Source organism: Kitasatospora sp. NPDC004531, assembly GCF_053602195.1.
The window spans coordinates 52772-73577 of the sequence record NZ_JBSGDD010000007.1; the positions used below are offsets into that span (position 1 = coordinate 52772).

General features: G+C 71.4%; 20 protein-coding genes, 1 tRNA gene, 1 other RNA gene and 2 pseudogenes. 14 read left to right on the plus strand and 10 right to left on the minus strand.

Translation table 11 applies throughout. The features are described 5' to 3' along the window. Window positions 1-127 precede the first annotated feature (127 nt). Window positions 128-1039, minus strand: a complete 912-nt coding sequence (locus tag ACWEMJ_RS05465; RefSeq protein ID WP_452135644.1) for an MBL fold metallo-hydrolase — start codon at window positions 1037-1039, stop codon at window positions 128-130. Between the two features lie 101 nt (window positions 1040-1140). Here ACWEMJ_RS05465 and ACWEMJ_RS05470 point away from each other — a divergent pair, with 101 nt between their 5' ends. Further along, the gene (locus tag ACWEMJ_RS05470; protein ID WP_452135645.1) at window positions 1141-2046 is read left to right on the plus strand and encodes an AraC family transcriptional regulator; all 906 of its coding nucleotides are present in this window, start codon (window positions 1141-1143) and stop codon (window positions 2044-2046) included. A gap of 37 nt (window positions 2047-2083) precedes the next feature. Here ACWEMJ_RS05470 and ACWEMJ_RS05475 read toward each other — a convergent pair whose 3' ends face one another. Then, window positions 2084-3157, minus strand: coding sequence for a hypothetical protein (locus ACWEMJ_RS05475; RefSeq protein WP_452135646.1), 1074 nt, complete (start codon window positions 3155-3157; stop codon window positions 2084-2086). A gap of 405 nt (window positions 3158-3562) precedes the next feature. On the opposite strand from ACWEMJ_RS05475, the gene ACWEMJ_RS05480 reads away from it, so the two are divergent. Together ACWEMJ_RS05480 and ACWEMJ_RS05485 are read left to right on the plus strand one after the other, a co-directional pair. Beyond that, window positions 3563-4027, plus strand: a complete 465-nt coding sequence (locus tag ACWEMJ_RS05480) for an SRPBCC family protein (RefSeq protein WP_452135647.1) — start codon at window positions 3563-3565, stop codon at window positions 4025-4027. A 125-nt stretch (window positions 4028-4152) separates the two neighbouring features. Next, window positions 4153-4405, plus strand: a pseudogene (locus ACWEMJ_RS05485) (type II toxin-antitoxin system prevent-host-death family antitoxin). A gap of 187 nt (window positions 4406-4592) precedes the next feature. On the opposite strand, the gene ACWEMJ_RS05490 reads toward ACWEMJ_RS05485, so the two are convergent. Continuing rightward, the gene (locus ACWEMJ_RS05490) at window positions 4593-5456 is read right to left on the minus strand and encodes a helix-turn-helix domain-containing protein (protein WP_452135648.1); all 864 of its coding nucleotides are present in this window, start codon (window positions 5454-5456) and stop codon (window positions 4593-4595) included. Between the two features lie 179 nt (window positions 5457-5635). Here ACWEMJ_RS05490 and ACWEMJ_RS05495 point away from each other — a divergent pair, with 179 nt between their 5' ends. From ACWEMJ_RS05495 to ACWEMJ_RS05515, 5 genes and pseudogenes are all read left to right on the plus strand, one after another. After that, entirely contained in the window at window positions 5636-6412 is a 777-nt protein-coding gene (locus ACWEMJ_RS05495) for an SDR family oxidoreductase (RefSeq protein ID WP_452135649.1), read from the plus strand. 64 nt (window positions 6413-6476) lie between these two features. Further along, window positions 6477-7172, plus strand: a complete 696-nt coding sequence (locus ACWEMJ_RS05500) for a response regulator transcription factor (protein ID WP_452135650.1) — start codon at window positions 6477-6479, stop codon at window positions 7170-7172. Next, a pseudogene (locus ACWEMJ_RS05505) lies at window positions 7165-7938 on the plus strand (sensor histidine kinase); the annotation flags it as partial. The gene ACWEMJ_RS05500 and the pseudogene ACWEMJ_RS05505, both read left to right, overlap by 8 nt. A gap of 2 nt (window positions 7939-7940) precedes the next feature. Continuing rightward, a complete protein-coding gene (locus ACWEMJ_RS05510; protein ID WP_452135651.1) occupies window positions 7941-9173 on the plus strand; it encodes a serine hydrolase domain-containing protein in 1233 nt (410 codons plus the stop codon). 253 nt (window positions 9174-9426) lie between these two features. Next, the gene (locus ACWEMJ_RS05515) at window positions 9427-10119 is read left to right on the plus strand and encodes a hypothetical protein (RefSeq protein ID WP_452135652.1); all 693 of its coding nucleotides are present in this window, start codon (window positions 9427-9429) and stop codon (window positions 10117-10119) included. 70 nt (window positions 10120-10189) lie between these two features. Here ACWEMJ_RS05515 and ACWEMJ_RS05520 read toward each other — a convergent pair whose 3' ends face one another. The 7 genes from ACWEMJ_RS05520 to ACWEMJ_RS05550 form a co-directional block, all read right to left on the minus strand. Further along, complete coding sequence (locus tag ACWEMJ_RS05520) at window positions 10190-10576, minus strand: hypothetical protein (protein ID WP_452135653.1); 387 nt, start codon at window positions 10574-10576, stop codon at window positions 10190-10192. Window positions 10577-10736: 160 nt separating this feature from the next. Then, window positions 10737-11132, minus strand: coding sequence for a ribbon-helix-helix domain-containing protein (locus ACWEMJ_RS05525; protein WP_452135654.1), 396 nt, complete (start codon window positions 11130-11132; stop codon window positions 10737-10739). Then, entirely contained in the window at window positions 11104-11370 is a 267-nt protein-coding gene (locus ACWEMJ_RS05530) for a Txe/YoeB family addiction module toxin (protein ID WP_452135655.1), read from the minus strand. The genes ACWEMJ_RS05525 and ACWEMJ_RS05530 overlap by 29 nt, the downstream gene beginning before the upstream one ends. Beyond that, entirely contained in the window at window positions 11367-11645 is a 279-nt protein-coding gene (locus ACWEMJ_RS05535; protein ID WP_452135656.1) for a type II toxin-antitoxin system Phd/YefM family antitoxin, read from the minus strand. The genes ACWEMJ_RS05530 and ACWEMJ_RS05535 overlap by 4 nt, the downstream gene beginning before the upstream one ends. A gap of 154 nt (window positions 11646-11799) precedes the next feature. Then, on the minus strand, window positions 11800-13350 hold the full coding sequence (locus ACWEMJ_RS05540; RefSeq protein ID WP_452135657.1) for a hypothetical protein: 1551 nt from the start codon (window positions 13348-13350) through the stop codon (window positions 11800-11802). Between the two features lie 249 nt (window positions 13351-13599). Next, on the minus strand, window positions 13600-14295 hold the full coding sequence (locus tag ACWEMJ_RS05545; protein ID WP_452135658.1) for a transposase: 696 nt from the start codon (window positions 14293-14295) through the stop codon (window positions 13600-13602). A gap of 299 nt (window positions 14296-14594) precedes the next feature. Next, window positions 14595-14679, minus strand: a tRNA-Ser gene (locus tag ACWEMJ_RS05550). A 129-nt stretch (window positions 14680-14808) separates the two neighbouring features. On the opposite strand from ACWEMJ_RS05550, the gene ffs reads away from it, so the two are divergent. From ffs to ACWEMJ_RS05580, 6 genes are all read left to right on the plus strand, one after another. Continuing rightward, an RNA gene (gene ffs / locus ACWEMJ_RS05555) (signal recognition particle sRNA small type) lies at window positions 14809-14905 on the plus strand. Between the two features lie 63 nt (window positions 14906-14968). Further along, window positions 14969-17191 carry a DNA polymerase III subunit gamma and tau gene (locus ACWEMJ_RS05560; RefSeq protein WP_452135659.1) on the plus strand — a complete coding sequence of 741 codons (2223 nt, stop codon included), beginning with the start codon at window positions 14969-14971 and terminating at the stop codon, window positions 17189-17191. A gap of 184 nt (window positions 17192-17375) precedes the next feature. Further along, window positions 17376-17690, plus strand: a complete 315-nt coding sequence (locus ACWEMJ_RS05565) for a YbaB/EbfC family nucleoid-associated protein (protein ID WP_452135721.1) — start codon at window positions 17376-17378, stop codon at window positions 17688-17690. Between the two features lie 187 nt (window positions 17691-17877). Further along, entirely contained in the window at window positions 17878-18477 is a 600-nt protein-coding gene (recR, locus tag ACWEMJ_RS05570; protein WP_402509930.1) for a recombination mediator RecR, read from the plus strand. After that, complete coding sequence (locus ACWEMJ_RS05575; protein ID WP_452135660.1) at window positions 18470-19186, plus strand: DUF5063 domain-containing protein; 717 nt, start codon at window positions 18470-18472, stop codon at window positions 19184-19186. The genes recR and ACWEMJ_RS05575 overlap by 8 nt, the downstream gene beginning before the upstream one ends. A 238-nt stretch (window positions 19187-19424) precedes the next feature. Further along, complete coding sequence (locus ACWEMJ_RS05580; protein WP_452135661.1) at window positions 19425-20705, plus strand: aspartate kinase; 1281 nt, start codon at window positions 19425-19427, stop codon at window positions 20703-20705. The last annotated feature ends 101 nt before the right edge of the window (window positions 20706-20806 follow it).

A 20806-nucleotide genomic window follows, 5' to 3' on the forward strand; every position in this document is an offset into this window, starting at 1 on the left:
GCCCCGGTCGCGCACCCCGCGCGAACACAGCACCAACGCTAGGAACGGGGGCCGCCCGGCACACTGGCATTCCCTGGCGTCCGCGAAGTAGAACTTTCTCCACCCCCGCCGGTCGCCCACGGCGCGCTCAGGCGAACGCGGCCGCCCACCGCTCGATCCCGAACCCGCCGCCCGCCGTCCGCCGGACCTCCACCACCCCGGCCCCGCCGAAGTGCGCCGGCACCACCAACTCCCGTCGCTCGGCGGCCTGTTCGAGAATCCGGCGACGGCTCGCCGCCGCCTGCGCCGGGTCGACGCAGAAGCAGCTGTTGCAGGACGGGGCGAGGATCTGCACCGGGCTGTGCACGAGATCGCCGACGAACACCGCCCGATCGCCCCCCGACTCCAGCCGCAGCACGGACGAGCCCGGGGTGTGGCCGGGGGCCGGCTCCAGCGTCAGGTGCCGGTCGATCCGGTGGGCGCCCTCCCAGCGCACCAGTCGACCGGCCCGCTCGATCGGGGCGATGCTGTCCTCGTGGATCAGCCGGGCCTCCAACTGCCCACCCGCGTAGTCGTTCTCGGGCCCGTAGTGGAAGGCGTCGGCGGCGTTCAGCAGGTACTGCGCGTTCGGGAAGGTCGGCACCCACTCGCCGTCCGCCTCGGTGGTGTTCCAGCCGACGTGGTCCGCGTGGAGATGGGTGTTGACCACCACGTCCACCTCCTCCGGGCGGACGCCCGCCGCGATCAGCGGGCCGAGGAAGTCGCCCCGCCGCCGGTGGAACATCGGAGTCTCCGGCCGCTCCCGGTCGTTGCCGACTCCCGTGTCCACCAGGACCGTTCGGCCGCCGCTGCGCAGCACCCAGGTCTGCAGCACGGCCACCGCCAGCCCGCTCTCCGGCTGCCAGTGGGCCGGCGCCAGCCAGTCGGCGTTCTCCTCCCACAGCTCGGCCCCGCCGTCCGGCACCAGCTGCCGGCCCGGCATGAACGGGCCCTGCCACTCGACGACGCGGATGACTTCGACATCCCCGAGCATCACGCTCTGCTTGCGGTCGCTGTTCATGCCCCAGACGCTACGCGGCAGTTGGTGAGCCGCTCAATGCCCTTCTGCCTCAATCGCATACGCGAGAGTCTCACTGCCGAGCGCATCGGTACACTCCCGCCATGGACGTGGTCAGCGACGCGATAGCGACCGTCCGGATCGGACGCCCCTCCTCCAACCGTGTGAGCGTCAGCGGCAGTTGGGCCGCCCGGCTGGCCCGCTACGACGGCGCGGGCTTCCACGTGGTGCTGGCGGGCGGCTGCCGGCTGGTCTGCGCCGACGGCACCGTGCTGACCCTCGCCGCCGGCGACGCCGTCCTGCTGCCGCACGGCGCGGGCCACGTCCTGACCGACGCCGAGACCGATCCGGCCGACGCGCAACACGCCGTCCCCTTCGAGGAGTTCACCCGGACGGAGCCGGCCGGGCCGCCCGCGAACGGCCCCGGCCGGACGGAGCTGCTGTGCGGCAAGTACCGCCTCGACCGCAGCCGCGCGCACCCCCTGCTCGCCGAACTCCCGGACGTCGTGCACCTCCCGCACCGGGTCGGCCGCCATCCCGAACTGCGCGCCGCCATCGACCTGTTGGGCCGCGAACTGGACGGCTGCCGGCCCGGCACCGGCATCGCCGTGCCGAGCCTGCTCGACCTGCTCCTGGTCTACATGGTCCGCGCCCGCCTCGCCGACGACGCCACCGGCGCCTGGCCGTCCGTCCTCGCCGACACCGTGACGGCGGCCGCCGTCCGCGCCCTGCACGCGGACCCGGCCGCCGCCTGGACCAACGACCGGCTGGCGGCCCTGGTCGGCGTCTCCCGGGCCACCCTGGCCCGCCGGTTCACCGCCCTGGTCGGCCGCCCGCCCATGGCCTACCTCACCTGGTGGCGCCTCGTCCTGGCCGCCGCGCGACTCCGCGACACCCCCGACCCGCTGGCCGCCGTCGCCCGCCAGGTCGGCTACGGCACGCCCTACGCCCTCTCGCACGCCTTCCAGCGCGAGTTCGGCACCACCCCGGGCCGCTACCGCAGCCGCTGACCGGCCCGGGTGCCGACCGGCTCAACCGCTGACCGCCTCAACCGCTGTACGTGCTCTGCGTGACCGCGAAGACGTTCCGGTTGCCGGTGGTCTCCTGCAACGACCACAGCAGGTCCGGGTTGGTCGCGTCCTCCCAGTACGACAGGCTCTCACCGCCACCCACCCAGGCGTACGTGGACGGCCCCGCCGCCAGCGTCCAGTAGTAGAGCTGCTTCTGCCCCGAGGAGTTGAACCACCACCGGCCGTTGTGCGACGCCACCCCGTTGAGCTTGTACCAGGGCAGCTGCATCGCCTCGGTGGCCGTCGTCGTCGCCGCGAACGTGGTCGCCCCCGCCGCGAACGGGAACCGCACCGCCCTCGGCGGCCGGTTGGGGTACTTGGTGCAGCCCGACTCGCAGGTGTACTCCGTCATCACGATCGACCGGCTGACCCGGTCCAGCGAGATCGACGACCACACCAGCGGCTTGTTCGGATCGGCCGTGTGCGCGGCCACCGTCCCGACCTGCGGCAGCACGTACGCGTAGTTGTGCGCGTAGTACGCCCCGTTGGCCTGGCGCCCGATCTGGTCGGCCGTGCCGCCCGTGCTGGTGTTGAGGATCTTCCGCATGTCGAACACCCGCATGCCGCTCCCGGTGTCCGCGACATACAGGTAGTCCCCGTACCAGGAGACCCCGCCCGCGTGGATCGGAATGTCCTTGAAGTCCGGCGCCGCCGCCGTCCCCGTCGGCTCCACCAGCAGCACCTTGCGGTACGTGTTCGGGTAGGTCGCGTCCCAGTCCACCAGCGTGATCCGGCTGCGCTGCTGGTCGCCGCCGCAGCCGTCGGTCGTGTACCAGCTCACCACCACCAGCTGGTGCCCGTCGTAGTTCCCGCTGTTCGCCGTCCCCACGGCGTCCCGGCTCGTCGTGATCCCCTGCGGAAAGCTCTGGCAGTCCGCGTCGTCCCCGTCGTCGAACCGGAACCCCGTCGACAGCCCCGCCACCGAGAACGAGGACGCCAACCCCTGCCGGTCGTGGTTCGCGTTCTCCATCACCGTGTGCACCGCCGACGTCCCCAACGTCCCCACCAGCGCCGAGTTCACCCCGTCGTACCTGTGGTAGTCCGCGGTCACCGTGAAGTCCCCCACCGGCACCCCCACCGGCCCCGCCGCAGCCCCCGCAGCCCCGCCCCCGACGAACCCGCTCCCCACCACCAGCCCGGCCACCACCACAGCCCGAACCGCCACCCTCAACCGACGCAGCATCAAAAACCCTCCCGACGCGAACAGTCCGTCCCGCCCTCACGCTAAGCGCCCCTTGAACATGTACGCAACACCTCGGGCGCGCCTCGTCGAGACCGTGCCGCGTCAGCCGTCGGCACCCACCGAGGACGCCCTCCCGCCCCTCCCGCCTCGCCGTCCCCCACCGTCCCCGACCCCGGCGAACGGCTGACGCCGACGGCCGGACCGTGCGACCATCCACCGGTCGCTTGCGGCCACGGCACCAGCCGAAGCCGCCTCGCAAAGGGGGAGCCGGACGTGCCCAGCACTGAACTCAGCCGCAGCTACGACATCGCGGCGCCACCCGCCGCCGTACTCGCCCACCTCGCGGAGCCCGAGAACTACATCGGCCTCTCCCCACTCCTCGTGGACGTCCGGGACATCCGGCGCGAGGACGGCGTGACGCACTACTGCGCCGTCGAACGCTTCCACTTCCTCGGCCTGCTCCACCACGACAACCTCATCCGGGTCAGCCTGCACACCGAGGACGCCGGCCCGGCCGGCGCGACGGTCAGCGGCAACGTCGTCAGCCCCGGCGGCGTACGCATGGACTACCGCTTCGCCATCACCCCCCGAGGCACCAACGGCTCCCACGTGGTCGACACCCTCCACCTGCACGCACCCTTCGGCCTGCTCCGCTACGCCGCCAAGCAGGCCACCGCCGTACAGACCGCCCGCGCCCGAGCCCTGGCCCACCGCCTGGCCGCCACCCCGCCCGCCTGACAGCGCTCAGCCGCTCCGTCGGAGGGCCTCGGATTCGATTTCCCACCGTTCGTCCGCCGCGACCAGAGCTGCAACAGATGTACGCCTACTACATTCGTGGCATGCGTGAGCCGGTTATCGAGTCCATGGCCGAGGTCCGCAGCCATCTGGCGGACGTCCTCGATCGCGCGCGCAGGGACCCCCACGATCATCACGCGGCGCGGCAAGCAGGCGGCCGTGGTGATCGACATCCGCGAGTACCAGCGCCTGCGCAGGGTGGCGGAGCAGGCCGAAGATGCCTGGCTCAACCGGCTGACCGACGAGGCGGAGACCGAGGGGCTCGGCGGATCCGTGTCGCTCGAAGAGATGGCCGCCATGCTCCGCGACTACCACGCCTGAGCCATGGGCCATGTCACCCGGTTCACCCCGCACGCCCAGCGCACGCCGGCGGCTGCGGATCGGGGACTGCCGGGTCGTGTACACGGGTTGAAGGCGGCCGACTGGTGGTGCGGGGGTCCTGGCCGCCGGCAACTGCCGCGATGTCCACCGCAGCCTGTAGCCAATCTCCGGCCGGGAGGCTGCGCTCTCAGCCGGTTGGTGGGGCGGCGAGTTCGGGCGTCGTCCAGTCGGTCAGGAGTCGGAGTGCCCGGGCGGTGTCGGAGCCGGGTTCCACGTTGTAGACGCACAGCGTCTGCTCGGTGTCGCCGGGGACCTGGAACGACTCGTAGGAGAAGTGGAGTTCGCCCGCGAGCCGGTGGAAGTAGCGCTTGGCGCCGTGCGTGCGGCGCAGCACCTTGTGGTCGTTCCACCAGGTCGAGAACTCGGGGCAGGCCAGGGTGAGTTCGCCGACCAGGTCGGCGAGTCGGCGGTCGCCCGGGTGGCGGCCGGCCTCCAGTCGCAGGACGGCCACCGTCTCCGCGGCGATCCTCTCCCAGTCACCGACGCTTTCGCGGGCCCGCGGGTCCAGGAAGTAGTACCGGGCGAGGTTGCGCCGGGTGGCCGGCAAGGCGTCGAAGTCGGTGAGGACGGCCCTGGCGAGGTGGTTGGCGGCCAGCACGTCGGTGCGGCGGCCGAGGATGAACGCCGGCACCCGGCTCAGCGTCTCCAGCATCAGGTACAGGCCGGGCCGGACCCGCTGGGCCCGGTTCGGGGAGCGGCGTGCGGCCTGCGGGTCGGGCAGCAGCAGATCGGTGAGGTGCTCGCGTTCGGACGCGTCGAGCCGCAGGGCCTGGGCCAGGGCCGCGACGACCTCGGCGGACGGGTTGTGGGCGCGTCCCTGTTCCAGGCGGGTGTAGTACTCGGTGCTGACCCCCGCCAGCCGCGCGACTTCGTCCCGGCGCAGACCCGGAACGCGGCGGACCCGCCCGTCGGCGGGAAGCCCGGCCTGGTCCGGCCCGATCGCGGCGCGACGGCTCCGGAGGAAGTCGGCGATCTCTCTGCTGCGCTCCATGGTCCCAGTGTGGAGCGTCGGTGCCGCGCCGGGACGCCCCAGGGTGGCCCTGCCAGTACCTGCCTGGACAAGGCCAGTTGTGGCGTCCCGGCGGGCGCGGCGGGCTGGTGTGCTTGAGGAGTGCCGGGGAGCACCCGACACCACATCCGCTTCGTCCTCGTCCGGAAGGCACCCACACCATGTCTGAGCAGAACACCGCCAAGCCGCTCCAGGGCCGCGTCGCCGTCGTCACCGGAGCCTCCAGCGGCATCGGCGAGGCCTCCGCCGAGCGGCTGGCCGAACTGGGGGCCCGCGTCGTCGTGCTGGCCCGCCGGGCCGAGCGGCTCCGGGAACTGGTCGCCCGGATCGGGAAGAACGGCGGCAGCGCCACCGCCATCGCCGTCGACGTGACCGACAGGGCGGCCGTCCACGTGGCCGCCGACCGGGTCCTGGCCGAACTGGGCGGCGCGGACCTGCTGTTCAACAACGCCGGCGTCATGCTGCCCGCCCCCGTCGAGGAGTTGGCCACCGACCAGTGGCAGCAGCAGATCGACCTGAACATCGCCGGCCTGATGAACGTCACCGGCGCGTTCGTCCCGCAGCTGGTGCGGGCCGCGGGGGAGCGCGGCGTGGCCGACCTGATCAACACCTCGTCGATCGCGGCGCAGAACATCTTCCCCAACTTCGCCGTCTACTCCGCCACGAAGGCGTACGTCACGCACTTCTCCCGCCACCTGCGTGCGGAGCTCGGCCCGAAGAACGTGCGGGTGGCCGCGATCGAGCCGGGCATCGTCGGCACCGAGCTGCAGAGCCACGTCACCGACGAGGGCGCGCGGGCCTGGCTCGCCGGCTCGAAGGAGACCATGGAGTGGCTCACCGCGCGGGACGTCGCCGAGACCATCGGCTTCCTGGCCGCACTGCCGGCGCGGGTGAACCTCCAGCAGGTCACCATCATGCCCACCGGCCAAGCCGCCTGACTTGACGTCAGTGCTGGGGCGGAAGCATACGTCGGCGATACGCCGTGCTGCCTAGGCTCGGGGCATGCGTGTGCTGATCGTGGAGGACGAGCCCTACCTGGCCGAAGCCGTCCGGGACGGTCTCCGCCTGGAAGCGATCGCCGCCGACATCGCCGGCGACGGCAACGCCGCGCTGGAGCTGCTCGGCGTCCACTCCTACGACCTCGCGGTCCTCGACCGCGACGTTCCCGGCCCCACCGGCGACGAGATCGCCCGACGCATCGTCGCCTCCGGCAGCGGCATCCCGATCCTCATGCTCACCGCCGCCGACCGGATCGACGACAAGGCGTCCGGGTTCGAACTCGGCGCCGACGACTACCTCACCAAACCGTTCGAGCTCCGGGAGCTCGTCATGCGGCTGCGGGCGCTGGACCGCAGACGCGGGCACGCCCGGCCCCCGGTCAGCGAACTCGCCGGCCTGCGGCTGGACCCCTTCCGCCGGGAGGTCTTCCGCGACGGACGCCACGTCGCGCTCACCCGGAAACAGTTCGCCGTGCTCGAAGTCCTCGTCGCCGCCGACGGCGGTGTCGTCAGCGCCGAAGAGCTCCTGGAGCGGGCCTGGGACGCCAACGCCGACCCGTTCACCAACGCCGTCCGCATCACCGTCTCGGGCCTGCGCAAGCGACTCGGCGAACCCTGGCTCATCGCCACGGTGCCCGGCGTCGGCTACCGGATCGACACCGGCCCGGGCACCGCACACCCCGACCGCACCCGTGCCTAGGCGCCGGGGGCTCAGCGCCCGCTGGAAACTCACCATCAGCTACGCCGGATTCCTCCTCCTCGCCGGGGCCCTCCTGCTGGCGGTGGTCTGGGCGTTCCTGCTGCGCCACGTGCCCGACAACCCCCAGGGCCTGCTCGGGGTCGCACCCAACCGCTACCTCCTGGTGCGGACGTTCGCCCCCGCCGCGGCCGCCGCCCTGGCCCTCCTGCTGGCGTTCGGCCTGCTGGGCGGATGGATCCTCGCAGGCCGGATGCTCGCACCACTGACGCGGATCGCGGACGCGGCACGGACCGCCGCGAACGGATCGCTCTCCCACCGGGTCCGCCTGCGAGGTCCGCAGGACGAATTCCGCGAACTGGCCGACGTGTTCGACCACATGCTCGAACGGCTCGAAGCCAACGCGGCCGAACAGCAACGATTCGCCGCGAACGCCTCCCACGAACTGCGCACCCCGCTGGCGATCTCGAAGACACTCCTCGACCTCGCCCGCGACGACCCCAGCCGGGACCGGAACGAGCTCATCGAACGCCTCCGCACCGTCAACTCACGGGCGATCGACCTCACCGAGGCCCTGCTGCTGCTCAGCCGCGCCGACCGCAAGAGCTTCACCCGCGAGCCCGTCGACCTCTCCCTCATCGCCGAGGAAGCCGCCGAAACGTTGCTGCCCCTCGCCGAGAAACGCCGGATCACGCTCGACGTCACCGGCGAGAAGGCGCAGACCCTCGGCTCCCCGGCGCTCATCCTGCGGATGGTGACCAACCTCGTCCAATGGATGTGGATTCCGTCGGCGGTGTCGATCGGCGGCAGTTGCTCGGGTGGGGAGGGCTGGCGGCCCTCGGCGTACTGGCGGCCGGCGCGCCGGCGGCGGGCGCCCGGCCCGGCGACGTCGACCCGGCCCCGACCGACTCCGAGATTCCACCGGCCACCCGTCCCGGCGGGGCCTACGACCAGTACCTGGCGCAGCTGGCCGCCGAGGGGAGATTCTCCGGCGTGGCGCTGCTGTCGCACCGGGGCCGGACGGTGCTCTTCCGCAGCTACGGCATGGCCGACCGGGAGAAGGGGATCCGCAACCACGAAGGCACCGCGTTCAGCCTCAGCTCGGCGGGCAAGCCCTTCGGCGCGGTGGCCGTCCTGCAGTTGGCACAGCGCGGCGCACTGCGCCTGTCCGACCCGGTGGGCGCCCACCTCAAGGGCTACGCCGAGGACGTCGCCGAGCAGGTCACCATCCACCACCTGCTCACCGGAACCTCGGGGCTGCGCACCCCGGACGAGGACCTGCAACGCGTCTTCCAGAGCCGGGAGGAGGTGCACGACTACTACGAGCAGTGGGTCCGGCAGTCCGAGTCGGTGGCTCCCCCCGGCACTCGCGCCGGCCACTCCGGCGCCGACGTCGGCATCCCCGCGGCGATCGTGGAGGCCGTGACCGGCCGGACATACTGGGACTACGTGCAGGAGAACATCTTCGAGCGCTGCGGCATGACCGGCTCGGGATTCCGCACCCGGCAGCAGTGGCTCACCGACGAGCGCCTCGCCCACCCCTACATGACGCTGGCCGACGGGAGCCAGGTGGACGCGGTCCGCAACCTGGACCAGGCCAGCCCCCACCCGGACATGCTCGGAAGGAACCCGGGCCGCGCCTTCATCGACGCCCCCGGCGACGGCGGCTTCGCCACCGCCCCGGACCTGGTCCGCTTCGCCCGCGCGCTGAGCGACGGCACCCTACTGGACCGCCCCTGGGCCGAACTGCTCACCAGCGCCAAAATCCTCCACAGCCCCACGTCCTTCGGGGCCTACGGCATGCCCACCCGCGTCCTCAACGGCCAATGGCTCCTCGGCCGCGCCGGCGCCAACCCCGGCATCAGCGCCAACTGGACCCTCTACCCCTACACCGGCTGGACCGCCGTCATCCTCGCCAACAGCGACGGCCTCCCCCTCCAGGACATCACCACCCACGAGACCCAAGCCATCACCGGCACCCCACCCACCAACGGCGGCGGCTGAACCGGCCGCCCTTGCCGCAGGCCACGCCAACGTGCGGTCTGCGTCCAGGCCCGGGCCGCGGACGGAAGTCGACTGCCACAGCCAGGCGCGCCGCACTGGTCGTTCATGTGCCCCGGGTCTGCCGCTGCCGGCCAAGAGCAGCCTCCGAGATCTCTTCTGCGACGTTGCCGCTTCCGCAACTACCTTGACTGACAAGGTTGTTGACGGCATGTAGGTGGTGCCCCATCCTGTGCTCCTGGGGTGAGGGGGCGGGGTGTCGCAGCATCCGGAAGTCGAAACGGACCAGCGAGTGGTTCGGCGGAACTGGGTTTTCTGGCGCCTGCTGGTGTTCTTGGCCTTCGTGGCGGGTGCGCTCTTCGTCTACACGGTCTTCCAGGAGAATCTGGCGGCCTCGGCGACGCCTCCGAACCGGGGGCCGGTTCAGCTGCTGGACTTCCAGAGCGCCACGGCGGCACTGCTGGCGACAGGCGGAGCACTACTCGCTCGGGCGCAGTACGCGACAACCGTTCGTCCGATGATCGGATTCAAAGGGCGGGTGATCGCCGGTCTGTCACCGGTCGAGGACGAGCTGGTGTGGGCCTCGCGGATGATCAACGGAGCCGACAGCGGAGCGGTCGTCCGTGAGGCCCGCTACACCGTGCTGTTCAAGGGCCAGGAGCCGTCCGCCGCAGGCCAGTGGATGACAGCGGGTGAGGCGGACGAGGAACTGATGCGTGCCGGCCTGCAACCGGGAACCGACTACAGGCTCACCCTCCTGGGAAAGGGGTATCCGGTGTCAGGAGACAACGGACCACTGCTCGGGTGGTTCACGTCCAAGGCGATGGACGTGATCGAGGAACTCGGCGTGAAGGTCCGGGTCAGGGACAAGGTGGGAGACGAGCACGAGCGCTCGATGGGCATGCTCAAGGGAGCGGTCCGCGCGCCGCGCGCCCCGCAGGAGTGGTAGCCGGCGGCTGAACCTGGTTGAACGGAGGTGAATGGGACCGGGACCGGGACCAGGTTCCGCCCTCCGGGGTTCATCCCGGGCTACTCAGGCTCTTCCGGCGGGCGCGCAGGGAGTAGGTGGTGTTATGCCCTGGTCGGCTACTCCTGCCCCAGCCGCACGAGGTGGCGATGTCCCACCCCCGCTGGGTTCGCATCTGGTCGGCGAAGGTCCGCAGGTCTTCGATGGTGCAGCCACAGTCCAGTTCGAGCTCGATGTCGACGTAGCTGGCGTTGGGCTTCGTCTCGTAGGGCGAGAGCTTCCAGCGGACCAGGTGTTCGTGCTCGGCCAGTCCGGTGCGATCCTGGTCGTGGATGATGCCGTGGGAGACGGTGCCGTCTTCCGAGATCTCGATGTAGCAGGTGGTGCGGCTTGTGTACGGGAAGTCTCTCCCCGCAGCAGCGGCACTTCTCGGCTGCATTGTCGGTCCTCCTGTCGAGCCCGATCGACGATCTCCGCCTCGCCGCGGGCGGCGAGGTCGAGGCGGGCGATCATCATTCGATCGCCGCGAACCGCGAGCGACAGTGCCTCGCTGTCCAACACGAAGACGCGCAGCCGCCTGCCCTCCTCGGCGCGCTTCGTCACGCGGCCGCCCCGCTGTCCTCGTCGCGGGCCGCGCGGCACCGGTCGTGCTCCGCGTCGACGTCGTCCAGTTCCGCATAGGCGGCAGCCCGTTCGTCACCGCTGACCGGCCCGTGTTCGTCCTCCAGCCAGACGACCAGCTCCTGCAGGCGGTCGCGGTCACGCTTGGCCCGGAGGGCGTCGGCGACGTAGGCGGAGAGGCCACGGTCGGCACTGTCCGCGCGGATCTCGTCCAGCAGTTCCTCGGGGAGCGTGACGGTGACCTTCTTCTTGGGGTGGCTCGGCTTCCCGGGAAACGACGAAGGATACGAGATTCGAACTCGTGAGGGGTTGCCCCCAGACCGGTGTGTTTCCCCTGGACGGGCCCTACCTGCCGTAGTGGTACCGACAGGCAATGACGCACAGGGTTTCGGCCTGCTCGTCAAGGATGTAGACCAGGCGGTGCTCCTGGTCGATTCGGCGGGACCAAGCCCCAGCGAGCTCATGTCGCAGTGGTTCGGGTTTGCCGATGCCCTCGTTGCCGTTTCGGCGGATGTCGTCGATCAGTAGATTGATGCGTTTGAGGAGGCGGCGATCGTCCGTCTGCCAGGACAGGTAGTCGGCCCAGCCCTGTTCGGTGAACTGGACTTTCACGCGCTCTGCTCGGTGACGTCCTCGGGGTCGATCAGTTCGCGGGTCGCCGTACGGCCTTCCCGGTACTCCTGCAGGGAACGGCGAAGGTGGTCGGCGTTGGCTGGAGACCGCAGCAGGTAGTCGGTCTCGCGGAGTGAGGCGTACTCGGCCAGCGAGACAACAACCAGCGGCTCGTGGCCGGCGCGTGTGATGACGAGTTCTTCGGCGTCACTCTCGACGGCGTCCAGCGCAGCGGCGAGGTTGCCGCGAAGCTCGGTGGCACTCATCGTCTTCATGGCGTACAGAATAACGTACATTGGTCGGGCGGGCGAGGAGGACACGGCGACGACCCCTTGAACCTAAGGAGCGGTCGGGGCCTTTCGTTTGCCCTGGCGGGCGTTCATCCTGGCATGCCCGCGCGGGCCGAGTGTCGGGCGGAACCGCTGTGGCTCAGCCGTGGCGGGTGGCCAGGTCGATCAGGCGGTGTGCGACGGCGGTCGGGATCGCGGGGTTGGCGGCCGCGTTCTGGGCCGAGCCCTGGTCGCGGAGCAGGGTGGTGAGGGTGGGGACCGGCAGTTGCGGGTTGTGGATCACGGCGGTGCGGAGCCCGTAGGTGGCGGGTACGGGTAGGCCGGGGGTTTCCTGGGTGGCCCGGTAGTCCGCCTCGGTGGTGGCGAGCAGGTGCAGTGCGGTGGCGGGGGACAGACGCGGGTCTGCCGCGGCGGGGGCGTGCACCATCGGGTCCGGGTCGGCGGCGAGACGTTCGACGGTCTCGGGTGTGCAGTCGGCGGCGTACAGGGCGAGCCGGCGCCGTTTCGGGTCAGGATGGTCGGCGAGGCCGTTCAGCGCCTCGCGGGGGAAGCCGGGGTGGCGCAGCACGGGCCAGGGATCGGCCCAGTTCAGGGCGGCTTCCAGCAGCAGTTCGGCGGGCGGTGCCTCGTTGTGGTGGACGAGGGCATACCGCACCGAGGTCGCCGGGTCGCGGGAGAGCAGGTCCAGGACGTCGGGCGGCAGTGTCCGGGCCCCGGCGACGGCCTCCCGGACGCGCGTGCTCGCAGAGGCGGCGAGCCGGCGCATCGCCACGGGATCGCCGTGCTGGTCCTCCACCCAGTGCATCCACCAACTCGGCATGCGGGCGGGCAGGCCGGGCTCGATCTCGGCGCGCAACTCCTCGGCGGCGTCGGGGCGGACCGAGACCCGGGACCGGACGGTCGGCTCGGGGTCTCGGGCCAGGACGGCGAGCGTGTCCGGGGCGAGCCGCTCGTTCTCGGCCAGGTGGAGGCGGACCTCCTTGTCGGGGTGGTCGAGCAGGTGTCGCAGGCAGTCCTCCTCGAAGTGCCGGACGCTCGCCGCGTTCCACTGCTCCCCCTGGTCCAGAGCGTCGAACTCCGCACGGGACATCGGGAGTTCGTGCCCGGCGTGGCTCCCGGCGGCCGCCTGCACCTCCGGGTCGGGATCGGCCGCCAGCACGGCACGCGAGTGCGCGTCCAGCCGTTCCCAGCCTCGTTCGCACAGCAGCGCGCGCACCTCGGGGTCGGGGTCGACGGCCAGGGTCGCGGCTACTGGTTCGGGCAGGCCGCGGAAGTACAGGGCCCGCAGTCGTACCTTCGGGTCCGGGTCGGCGGCCCAGCCCGCGAAATCCTCCGCGGTGGGGCGCGGTGCATGGCAGGAGGCCCGGTACAGCAGGGTGTCCCGGCGCCGGCCGGCAGGCTCGTCGCCGATCAGCCGCACCCACTGCGCGACGCTCATCCCTCGCTGGTGCTCCGCCCATGCCCGGCGGATCCTCCAGTCGGATTGGGCGACGGCGGCGTCGACGACCTCCGGCGGGTGCGTTTGGTCGGAATACCCCACCAGGGTCGGCTCGACGGCAGCCAGCCGCACCCGGACGTCCAGCGCGGGATGCCAGCAGAGCCCGGAGATCCACGCCCATGCCATCCCGGGCCGCGCGGCCACCTCCTCGATGCCCTCGAACAGCGCGCCCCACTCCCCAGCCCTCGGCATTCCGGTCACCTTCCCCTTACTGACTGCGGACCGTGACACCCTACTCGCCCGCCGCGCCGCCAGGGTGTGGCAAGTAACCATATTCGAGCAGCTGTTGGGCAAATCCTCCCGTTCCAAGTCATGACTGCCTCGACTCCGGAGAGTGATCGGAGGTTCTGGCTCAGCCTCTCCAGCGGGCGTGCAGCGCTGCGTCCTTCTCGGGTGCTCCTGCCCCAGTCGTCAGAAGCGGCGATCTCCGAGCCTCGCTGCTCAACGGCTCCCTGTTGGCCCTTGGTGGAGGCGTGTCGCTGTACGTGGGTCCATGCCCCCGCTGCCCACCCCGTAGCTTCGCTGCTGGCTTCGTGAGCCCGGCCCAGGCCGGGTTGCTGGTCCACGGCGGGTGAGTCGGCGGACCATGATGCCGATCACCGCCCAACGGATCATCGATTCCGAGTGGGCCGGGTTCGTCTCGTAGTCCTGGGCCAGACATCGGTTGGCGGTGATCCACGACAACGTGCGCTCGATTGCCCACCGCGTCGGCTGCAGTTGGAAGCCACGCTGGTCAGAGTCCTTGCGGACGATCTCCAGCTCGCGGCCGAGGATCTGGGTGGCCCAGTCCGCCAGCCGGCCGGCGAATCCCTGGCCGGCCCAGACCTTCTTGACGCCCGGGTGGTCGAGCCGGGTCCACAGCAGTGGCCGCTTCCCACCATCGCGGTCCTGGATGTTCGCTGCGACAACGTGGACGGCCAGGAGCAGGCCGAGGGTGTCGGTCACGAGGAACCGCTTGCGACCCTTGACCTTCTTGCCCGCATCGAACCCCCTTGTCGTGGCGGGGACGGTGTCGGCGGTGCGGACGGAGTGCGAGTTGATCAGTCCGGCGCTCGGCTCGGCGTTGCGGCCTCGGCTTCGCGGACCTGGCCGCGCAGCGCGCCGTGGAGGCTTTCGACTGTCCCGTCGTCGTGCCACCAGGCCGCCAGTAGTCTGCAACCTCCAGCTGCTTTGCTGCTCTGGGCCTCAAGCCGATCGAGCACCTCGTGCCGGACCGCTCTGGCCGGAAGGCGTCAGGACTCGATGCCATCCGCTGTCGCTACCCGGACATAGCCGGTCTCTGAGGATTGGAGCTCGGCGAGGTGGTCCCGATTTGGAGCCGAGAGGGCTGGTTGGGACGGGTCGACGTGGCCCAAAGCGCCAACTGAGACCGCGGCACGACGAAGGCCCCGACCGCTGAGCGGTCGGGGCCTTTCGTTTGCCCTGGCGGGCGGAGGCGGAGGATACGAGATTCGAACTCGTGAGGGGTTGCCCCCAACACGCTTTCCAAGCGTGCGCCCTAGGCCTCTAGGCGAATCCTCCGTGGGAGAGCTTAGTACATGTTGAGGGGTGGTTGCGACCACGGTCTCGCAGGTGGGTGGCGGGGGTGGCCTGCGGATCGGAGATTGGGGGCGGGTGGGGGGAGTGGGGGTCGGGATCCGCTACTCTTGGGGCAGCCCCTCGTGTGGCGTCATCTCTCTGAACCCCCCCAGGGCCGGAAGGCAGCAAGGGTAGGAGGGCTCTGGCGGGTGCGCGAGGGGTCCTTGCGTTTGTGGGGGTGCTGGCGGGCGGGCGGCCACGTTTGTCGCTTGGTCCCGATATCGTCGGTGGCGTGTCCCTAGCCCTGTACCGCCGCTACCGCCCCGAGACCTTCGCGGAGGTCATCGGGCAGGAGCACGTGACCGTCCCGCTCCAGCAGGCCCTGCGTAACAACCGGGTCAATCACGCGTACCTGTTCAGCGGGCCGCGCGGCTGTGGAAAGACGACCAGTGCCCGCATCCTGGCCCGCTGCCTGAACTGTGAGCAGGGCCCGACCCCGGAGCCGTGCGGGGAGTGCCAGTCCTGCCGTGACCTGGCGACCGGCGGTCCGGGTTCGATCGACGTGATCGAGATCGACGCGGCGTCGCACGGTGGTGTGGACGATGCGCGTGAGCTGCGGGAGCGGGCGTTCTTCGCGCCGGTGCACAGCCGCTACAAGATCTTCATCCTGGACGAGGCGCACATGGTGACCTCGGCCGGCTTCAACGCGCTGCTGAAGGTGGTGGAGGAACCGCCGGAGCACCTGAAGTTCATCTTCGCCACCACCGAGCCGGAGAAGGTGATCGGGACGATCCGCTCCCGCACCCACCACTACCCGTTCCGGCTGGTACCGCCCGGCACGCTGCGCGACTACCTGGCGCAGGTCTGCGGGCGCGAGGGCATCCAGGTCGAGGACTCGGTGTTCCCGCTGGTGGTGCGGGCCGGCGCCGGCTCGGTGCGTGACTCGATGTCGGTGATGGACCAGCTGCTGGCGGGTGCCGGCGACGCCGGTGTGACGTACCAGATGGCCACCGCGCTGCTCGGGTACACCGACTCCTCCCTGCTGGACGAGGTGGTGGACGCCTTCGCGGCGCAGGACGGTGCGACGGTGTTCCAGGTGGTCGACCGGGTGGTCGAGGGCGGGCACGACCCGCGGCGCTTCGTCACGGACCTGCTGGAGCGGCTGCGCGACCTGGTGATCCTGGCCACCGTGCCGGACGCGGGGGAGAAGGGCCTGATCGACGCCCCGGCCGACCGGGTCGCGGTGATGCAGGCGCAGGCCGACCGCTTCGGCCGGGCCGAGCTGAGCCGCGCCGCCGACCTGGTCAACACCGGCCTGACCGAGATGCGCGGCAACGCGGCACCCCGGCTGCAGCTGGAGCTGATCTGTGCCCGCGTGATGCTGCCCGGCGCGTACGGGGACGAGCTGTCGACGCAGGCCCGGCTGGACAAGCTGGAGCGCCGCGCCACCACCGGCGGGTTCGCCGCGCCGGCACCGGCCGCCTTCCAGCCCGCACCGCCCGGGCAGTTCGTGCAGCCCGCCGCGCAGCCCGCACCCGTGGAGGCCCCGGCCCCGCAGCCCGTCCAGCCGCAGGCCCCGCAGCAGCTGGCCCCCCAGCCCGTCGCCCCCCAGCCCGCCCCGGCCCCCGCGCCGTCCGGCCCGGCCCCGGGCACCTGGCCGATCCCGCGCAGCTTCCCCCCGGCCGACCAGACCCCGCCGCCGGCCCCGCCGCAGCAGGCCGCCCCCCAGCCCACCGCCCCGCAACCCGTCCAGCCTCCGGCCCCCGCCCCGGCTCCGCAGCAGCAGGCCCCCCAGCCCGTCGCCCCGCAGCCCGCCGCCGGCCAGCCCTCCGCGGCCGCGCAGCAGGGCGCGGCGCAGATCCGCCAGATGTGGCCGCAGATCCTGGAGGCGGTGAAGAACCGCCGCCGTTTCACCTGGATCCTGCTCAGCCAGAACGGCCAGGTCGCGGGCTTCGACGGCAGCACCCTCCAGGTGTCGTTCGTGAACGCGGGCGCCCGGGACAGCTTCGTCGGCAGCCACAGCGACGAGGTGCTGCGCCAGGCGCTGACGGACGCGCTGGGCGTGGACTGGCGGGTGGAGTGCATCGTCGACCCGTCGGGCGGCACCTCCTCGCCGTCCCAGGCCAGTGCCGCCTACGCACCCCCGGCCGCACTGGCGGGCGGCACCTGGGGCACCCAGGCCGCCGCCGCGCCCCGCGCCCCGCAGCCCCCGGCGCCCGCCCAGCACGCCCCGGGCCCGTCGGCCCCGCCGGTCCAGCAGCCGCCGACCCCGCCGCAGCAGGCCCAGCACGCCCAGCACGCCCCGTCGCAGCCGTCCGCGCCGATGCCGCCCGCCCCGCCGGCGCAGGCCCCGGCCGCCCCGCGGGTGCAGGCGCCGCCGGCGGTCGCGCCGGAGGACGACATCCCGGAGGAGGACGATCCGGACCTGACGGAGGAGGCGTTCTCCGCGCAGGACCTGATCATTCGCGAGCTGGGTGCGACGGTGCTGGAGGAGATCCACCACCGTCCGAGCTGAGCTCGCGCGCCCGGCGGCCTTCCCGAACCGGCGTGGTGTCGGCGGACGGCCGCGTAGGCTCGGGGGCAGGTGCCGGCGCGGGTGCCTGCGGTGGTTCGCGTCGGCCGTGTGAGCGTCGACATGGGTGCGACGTGAGTGCCGACGGATCGAGGAGAGTGCCGTGTTCCCTGGTGGCCAGCCGAACATGCAGCAGTTGCTGAAGCAGGCGCAGAAGATGCAGGAGGAGCTCGGCCGGGCTCAGAAGGAGCTCGCCGAGACCGAGGTCCGCGGCTCCGCGGGCGGCGGCCTGGTGCAGGTCACGGTGACCGGCGCCGGCGAGCTGACGTCGGTGACGATCTCTCCGGCCGCGGTCGACCCGGAGGACACCGAGACCCTGGGCGACCTGGTGCTGGCCGCGGTGCGGGACGCCAACGCGGCGGCCCAGAAGCTCCAGGCGGAGCGGATGGGCCCGCTGGCCCAGGGCCTGGGCGGCGCCGGCATCCCCGGCCTCCCGTTCTGAGGACCGGGCAGCACAGCAGGCCGTCGCCCGGCAGCGCGTCCAGGTGCGTCCGACCGCGTACCTGAGCGCTTGCTGACCGTGAGTTGTGTGATTTATGAGCCAGTAGGGCGTCGGGCGGTGTGTCCGGCGCCCGAATCGTTGGATGATGGCACCGGAGTGCGAACCCCGGTCGAAGGAAGGCGTGGCGGTGTACGAGGGCGTGGTGCAGGACCTGATCGACGAGCTGGGCAGGCTGCCCGGAGTCGGTCCGAAGAGCGCCCAGCGGATCGCCTTCCACATCCTGCAGTCCGATCCGGTGGACGTGCGGCGGCTGGCGTTCGCGCTGCAGCAGGTGAAGGAGAAGGTCCGGTTCTGCGTGGTCTGCGGCAACGTCGCGGAGTCCGAGCAGTGCCGGGTGTGCCTGGACCCGCGCCGCGACCTCGCGGTGATCTGCGTGGTGGAGGAGCCCAAGGACGTGGTGGCGATCGAGCGGACGCGCGAGTTCCGCGGCCGCTACCACGTGCTGGGCGGGGCGATCAGCCCGATCGAGGGGGTCGGCCCGGACGACCTGCGCATCCGTGAGCTGATGACCAGGCTCGCGGACGGCACGGTCACCGAGCTGATCCTGGCCACCGACCCCAACCTGGAGGGGGAGGCGACCGCGACCTACCTGGCCCGGCTGTGCAAGCCGATGGGCCTCAAGGTCACCCGGCTGGCGAGCGGCCTGCCCGTCGGCGGGGACTTGGAGTACGCCGACGAGGTCACCCTCGGCCGGGCGTTCGAAGGGAGACGACTGCTCGATGTCTGACCGAACCGACACCCCGCACCCGACCGACACCCCGCTCCGGACCGACGACACCCCGTGGGCGGCCGACACCCCCCGGGCCGCCGAGGCCCACCCGACCGACGCCCCCGACGACTTCGCGGTGCAGATCGCGGACTCGGTGGAGAGCTTCGTGCTGGCCGTCACCGAGGTCGCCAAGGGCGACGAGCCGGGCAGCGCGATCTCGCTGCTGCTGCTGGAGGTGTCGCAGCTGCTGCTGGCCGGCGGCCGGCTGGGCGCGATCGAGGACGTGCTGCCCGAGGACCGCTTCGAGCCGGACGCCGGCCCGGAGCCGGACGGCGTGGAGCTGCGCGAGCGGCTCGCCGAGCTGCTCGCGCCGATCGACGTCTACCACGAGGTGTTCGACCCGTACGGCCCGCCGGAGAAGCCCAGCGCGTTCCGGATCTCCGACGACCTGGCGGGGGTGGTCAGCGAGCTGAGCCACGGCCTGACGCACTACCGCGAGGGCCGGGTGTCGGAGGCGCTGTGGTGGTGGCAGTTCTCGTACCTGTCCAACTGGGGTTCGACCTGCACGGCGGTGCTGCGGGCGCTGCAGTCGCTGATCGCGCACGTGCGGCTGGACTCGCCGCTGGGCGCGGTGCCGGACGGCGCGGACACCGACGACGACGGGCTGACGGACGAGCAGCTGGAGCAGCAGGCGGGCGACCTGATGGCGGCCGAGCTCGGCCTGTAGGCGCCCCCGGGCGGGAAGTGTGACGCATCCGTCATCCGCGGGCCGGAGGCGAAGATTCCGGTAGCGGGCGCGGTGCGGCGGCGGCGATTCTTCGGGCGGGGCGGTCGGGCCCCGCAGACCTGCCGGTCCCCGGTGATCAGATTCCGATATTCACATCTCACCATGTGGAATACCGCGGCCGGAACATCCCTGCTCGTTAGACTGACGGGGACCCAACACCCCAAGTCGAGGAGCCCCCGTGGGCCTTGTCGTGCAGAAGTACGGCGGCTCATCCGTCGCGGATGCCGAAGGCATCAAGCGCGTCGCCCGCCGAATCGTGGACACCCGGAAGGCCGGCCATGAGGTCGTCGTCGTGGTCTCCGCGATGGGTGACACCACGGACGAGCTCATCGAACTCGCGGAACAGGTGACGCCTATTCCGTCCGGCCGTGAGTTCGACATGCTGCTGACCGCCGGAGAGCGCATCTCCATGGCGCTGCTGGCGATGGCGATCAAAACGCTGGGCTTCGACGCCCAGTCGTTCACCGGCAGCCAGGCCGGCGTGATCACCGACGCGACGCACAACAAGGCGCGGATCATCGACGTGACGCCGGGCCGGATCCGCAACGCCCTGGACGAGGGCAACGTCGCGATCGTGGCCGGCTTCCAGGGCGTCTCGCAGGTCTCCAAGGACATCACCACGCTGGGTCGCGGCGGCTCGGACACCACCGCGGTGGCGCTGGCGGCCGCGCTGGGCGCCGAGGTGTGCGAGATCTACACCGACGTGGACGGCGTGTTCACCGCCGACCCGCGGGTGGTCAAGAAGGCCCGCAAGATCGACTGGATCGCCTTCGAGGACATGCTGGAGCTGGCCTCGTCCGGCTCCAAGGTGCTGCTCGACCGCTGTGTCGAGTACGCCCGGCGCTACAACATCCCGATTCACGTCCGCTCCTCGTTCTCCGGCCTGCCGGGGACTATCGTCAGCGGCACCAACCCGAACCAGCCCGAAGGGGGCGAGATGGAGCAGGCCATCATCTCCGGAGTCGCCCACGACACGTCGGAGGCCAAGGTCACCGTCGTCGGCGTGCCGGACAAGCCGGGCGAGGCGGCCCGGATCTTCCGCGCCATCGCGGACGCCGAGGTCAACATCGACATGGTGGTGCAGAACGTCTCCGCCGCCTCGACCGGCCTCACCGACATCTCCTTCACGCTGCCCACCAACGAGGGCCAGAAGGCCATCGACGCGCTGACCCGGGTCAAGGAGGGCATCGGCTACGAGTCGCTGCGCTTCGACGACGCGATCGGCAAGATCTCGCTGGTCGGCGCCGGCATGCGCTCCAACCCCGGCGTCACCGCGACGTTCTTCGAGGCGCTCTCCGAGGCCGGCGTGAACATCGAACTGATCTCCACCTCGGAGATCCGCATCTCGGTGGTCACCCGCGCCGAGGACGTGCCGGAGGCGGTCCGCGCCGTGCACACCGCCTTCGGGCTCGACGGCACCGGCGACGAGGCGATCGTCTACGGCGGCACCGGCCGCTGAGGCCACCGACCCGCGATCGCGCACGGCGCAGAGGTTGTGTGCGGGACGGGTGAAGCGGACCCTGGCCGTCCGCCGGGTCTGCCAGAATCCCCCTTCGGAGC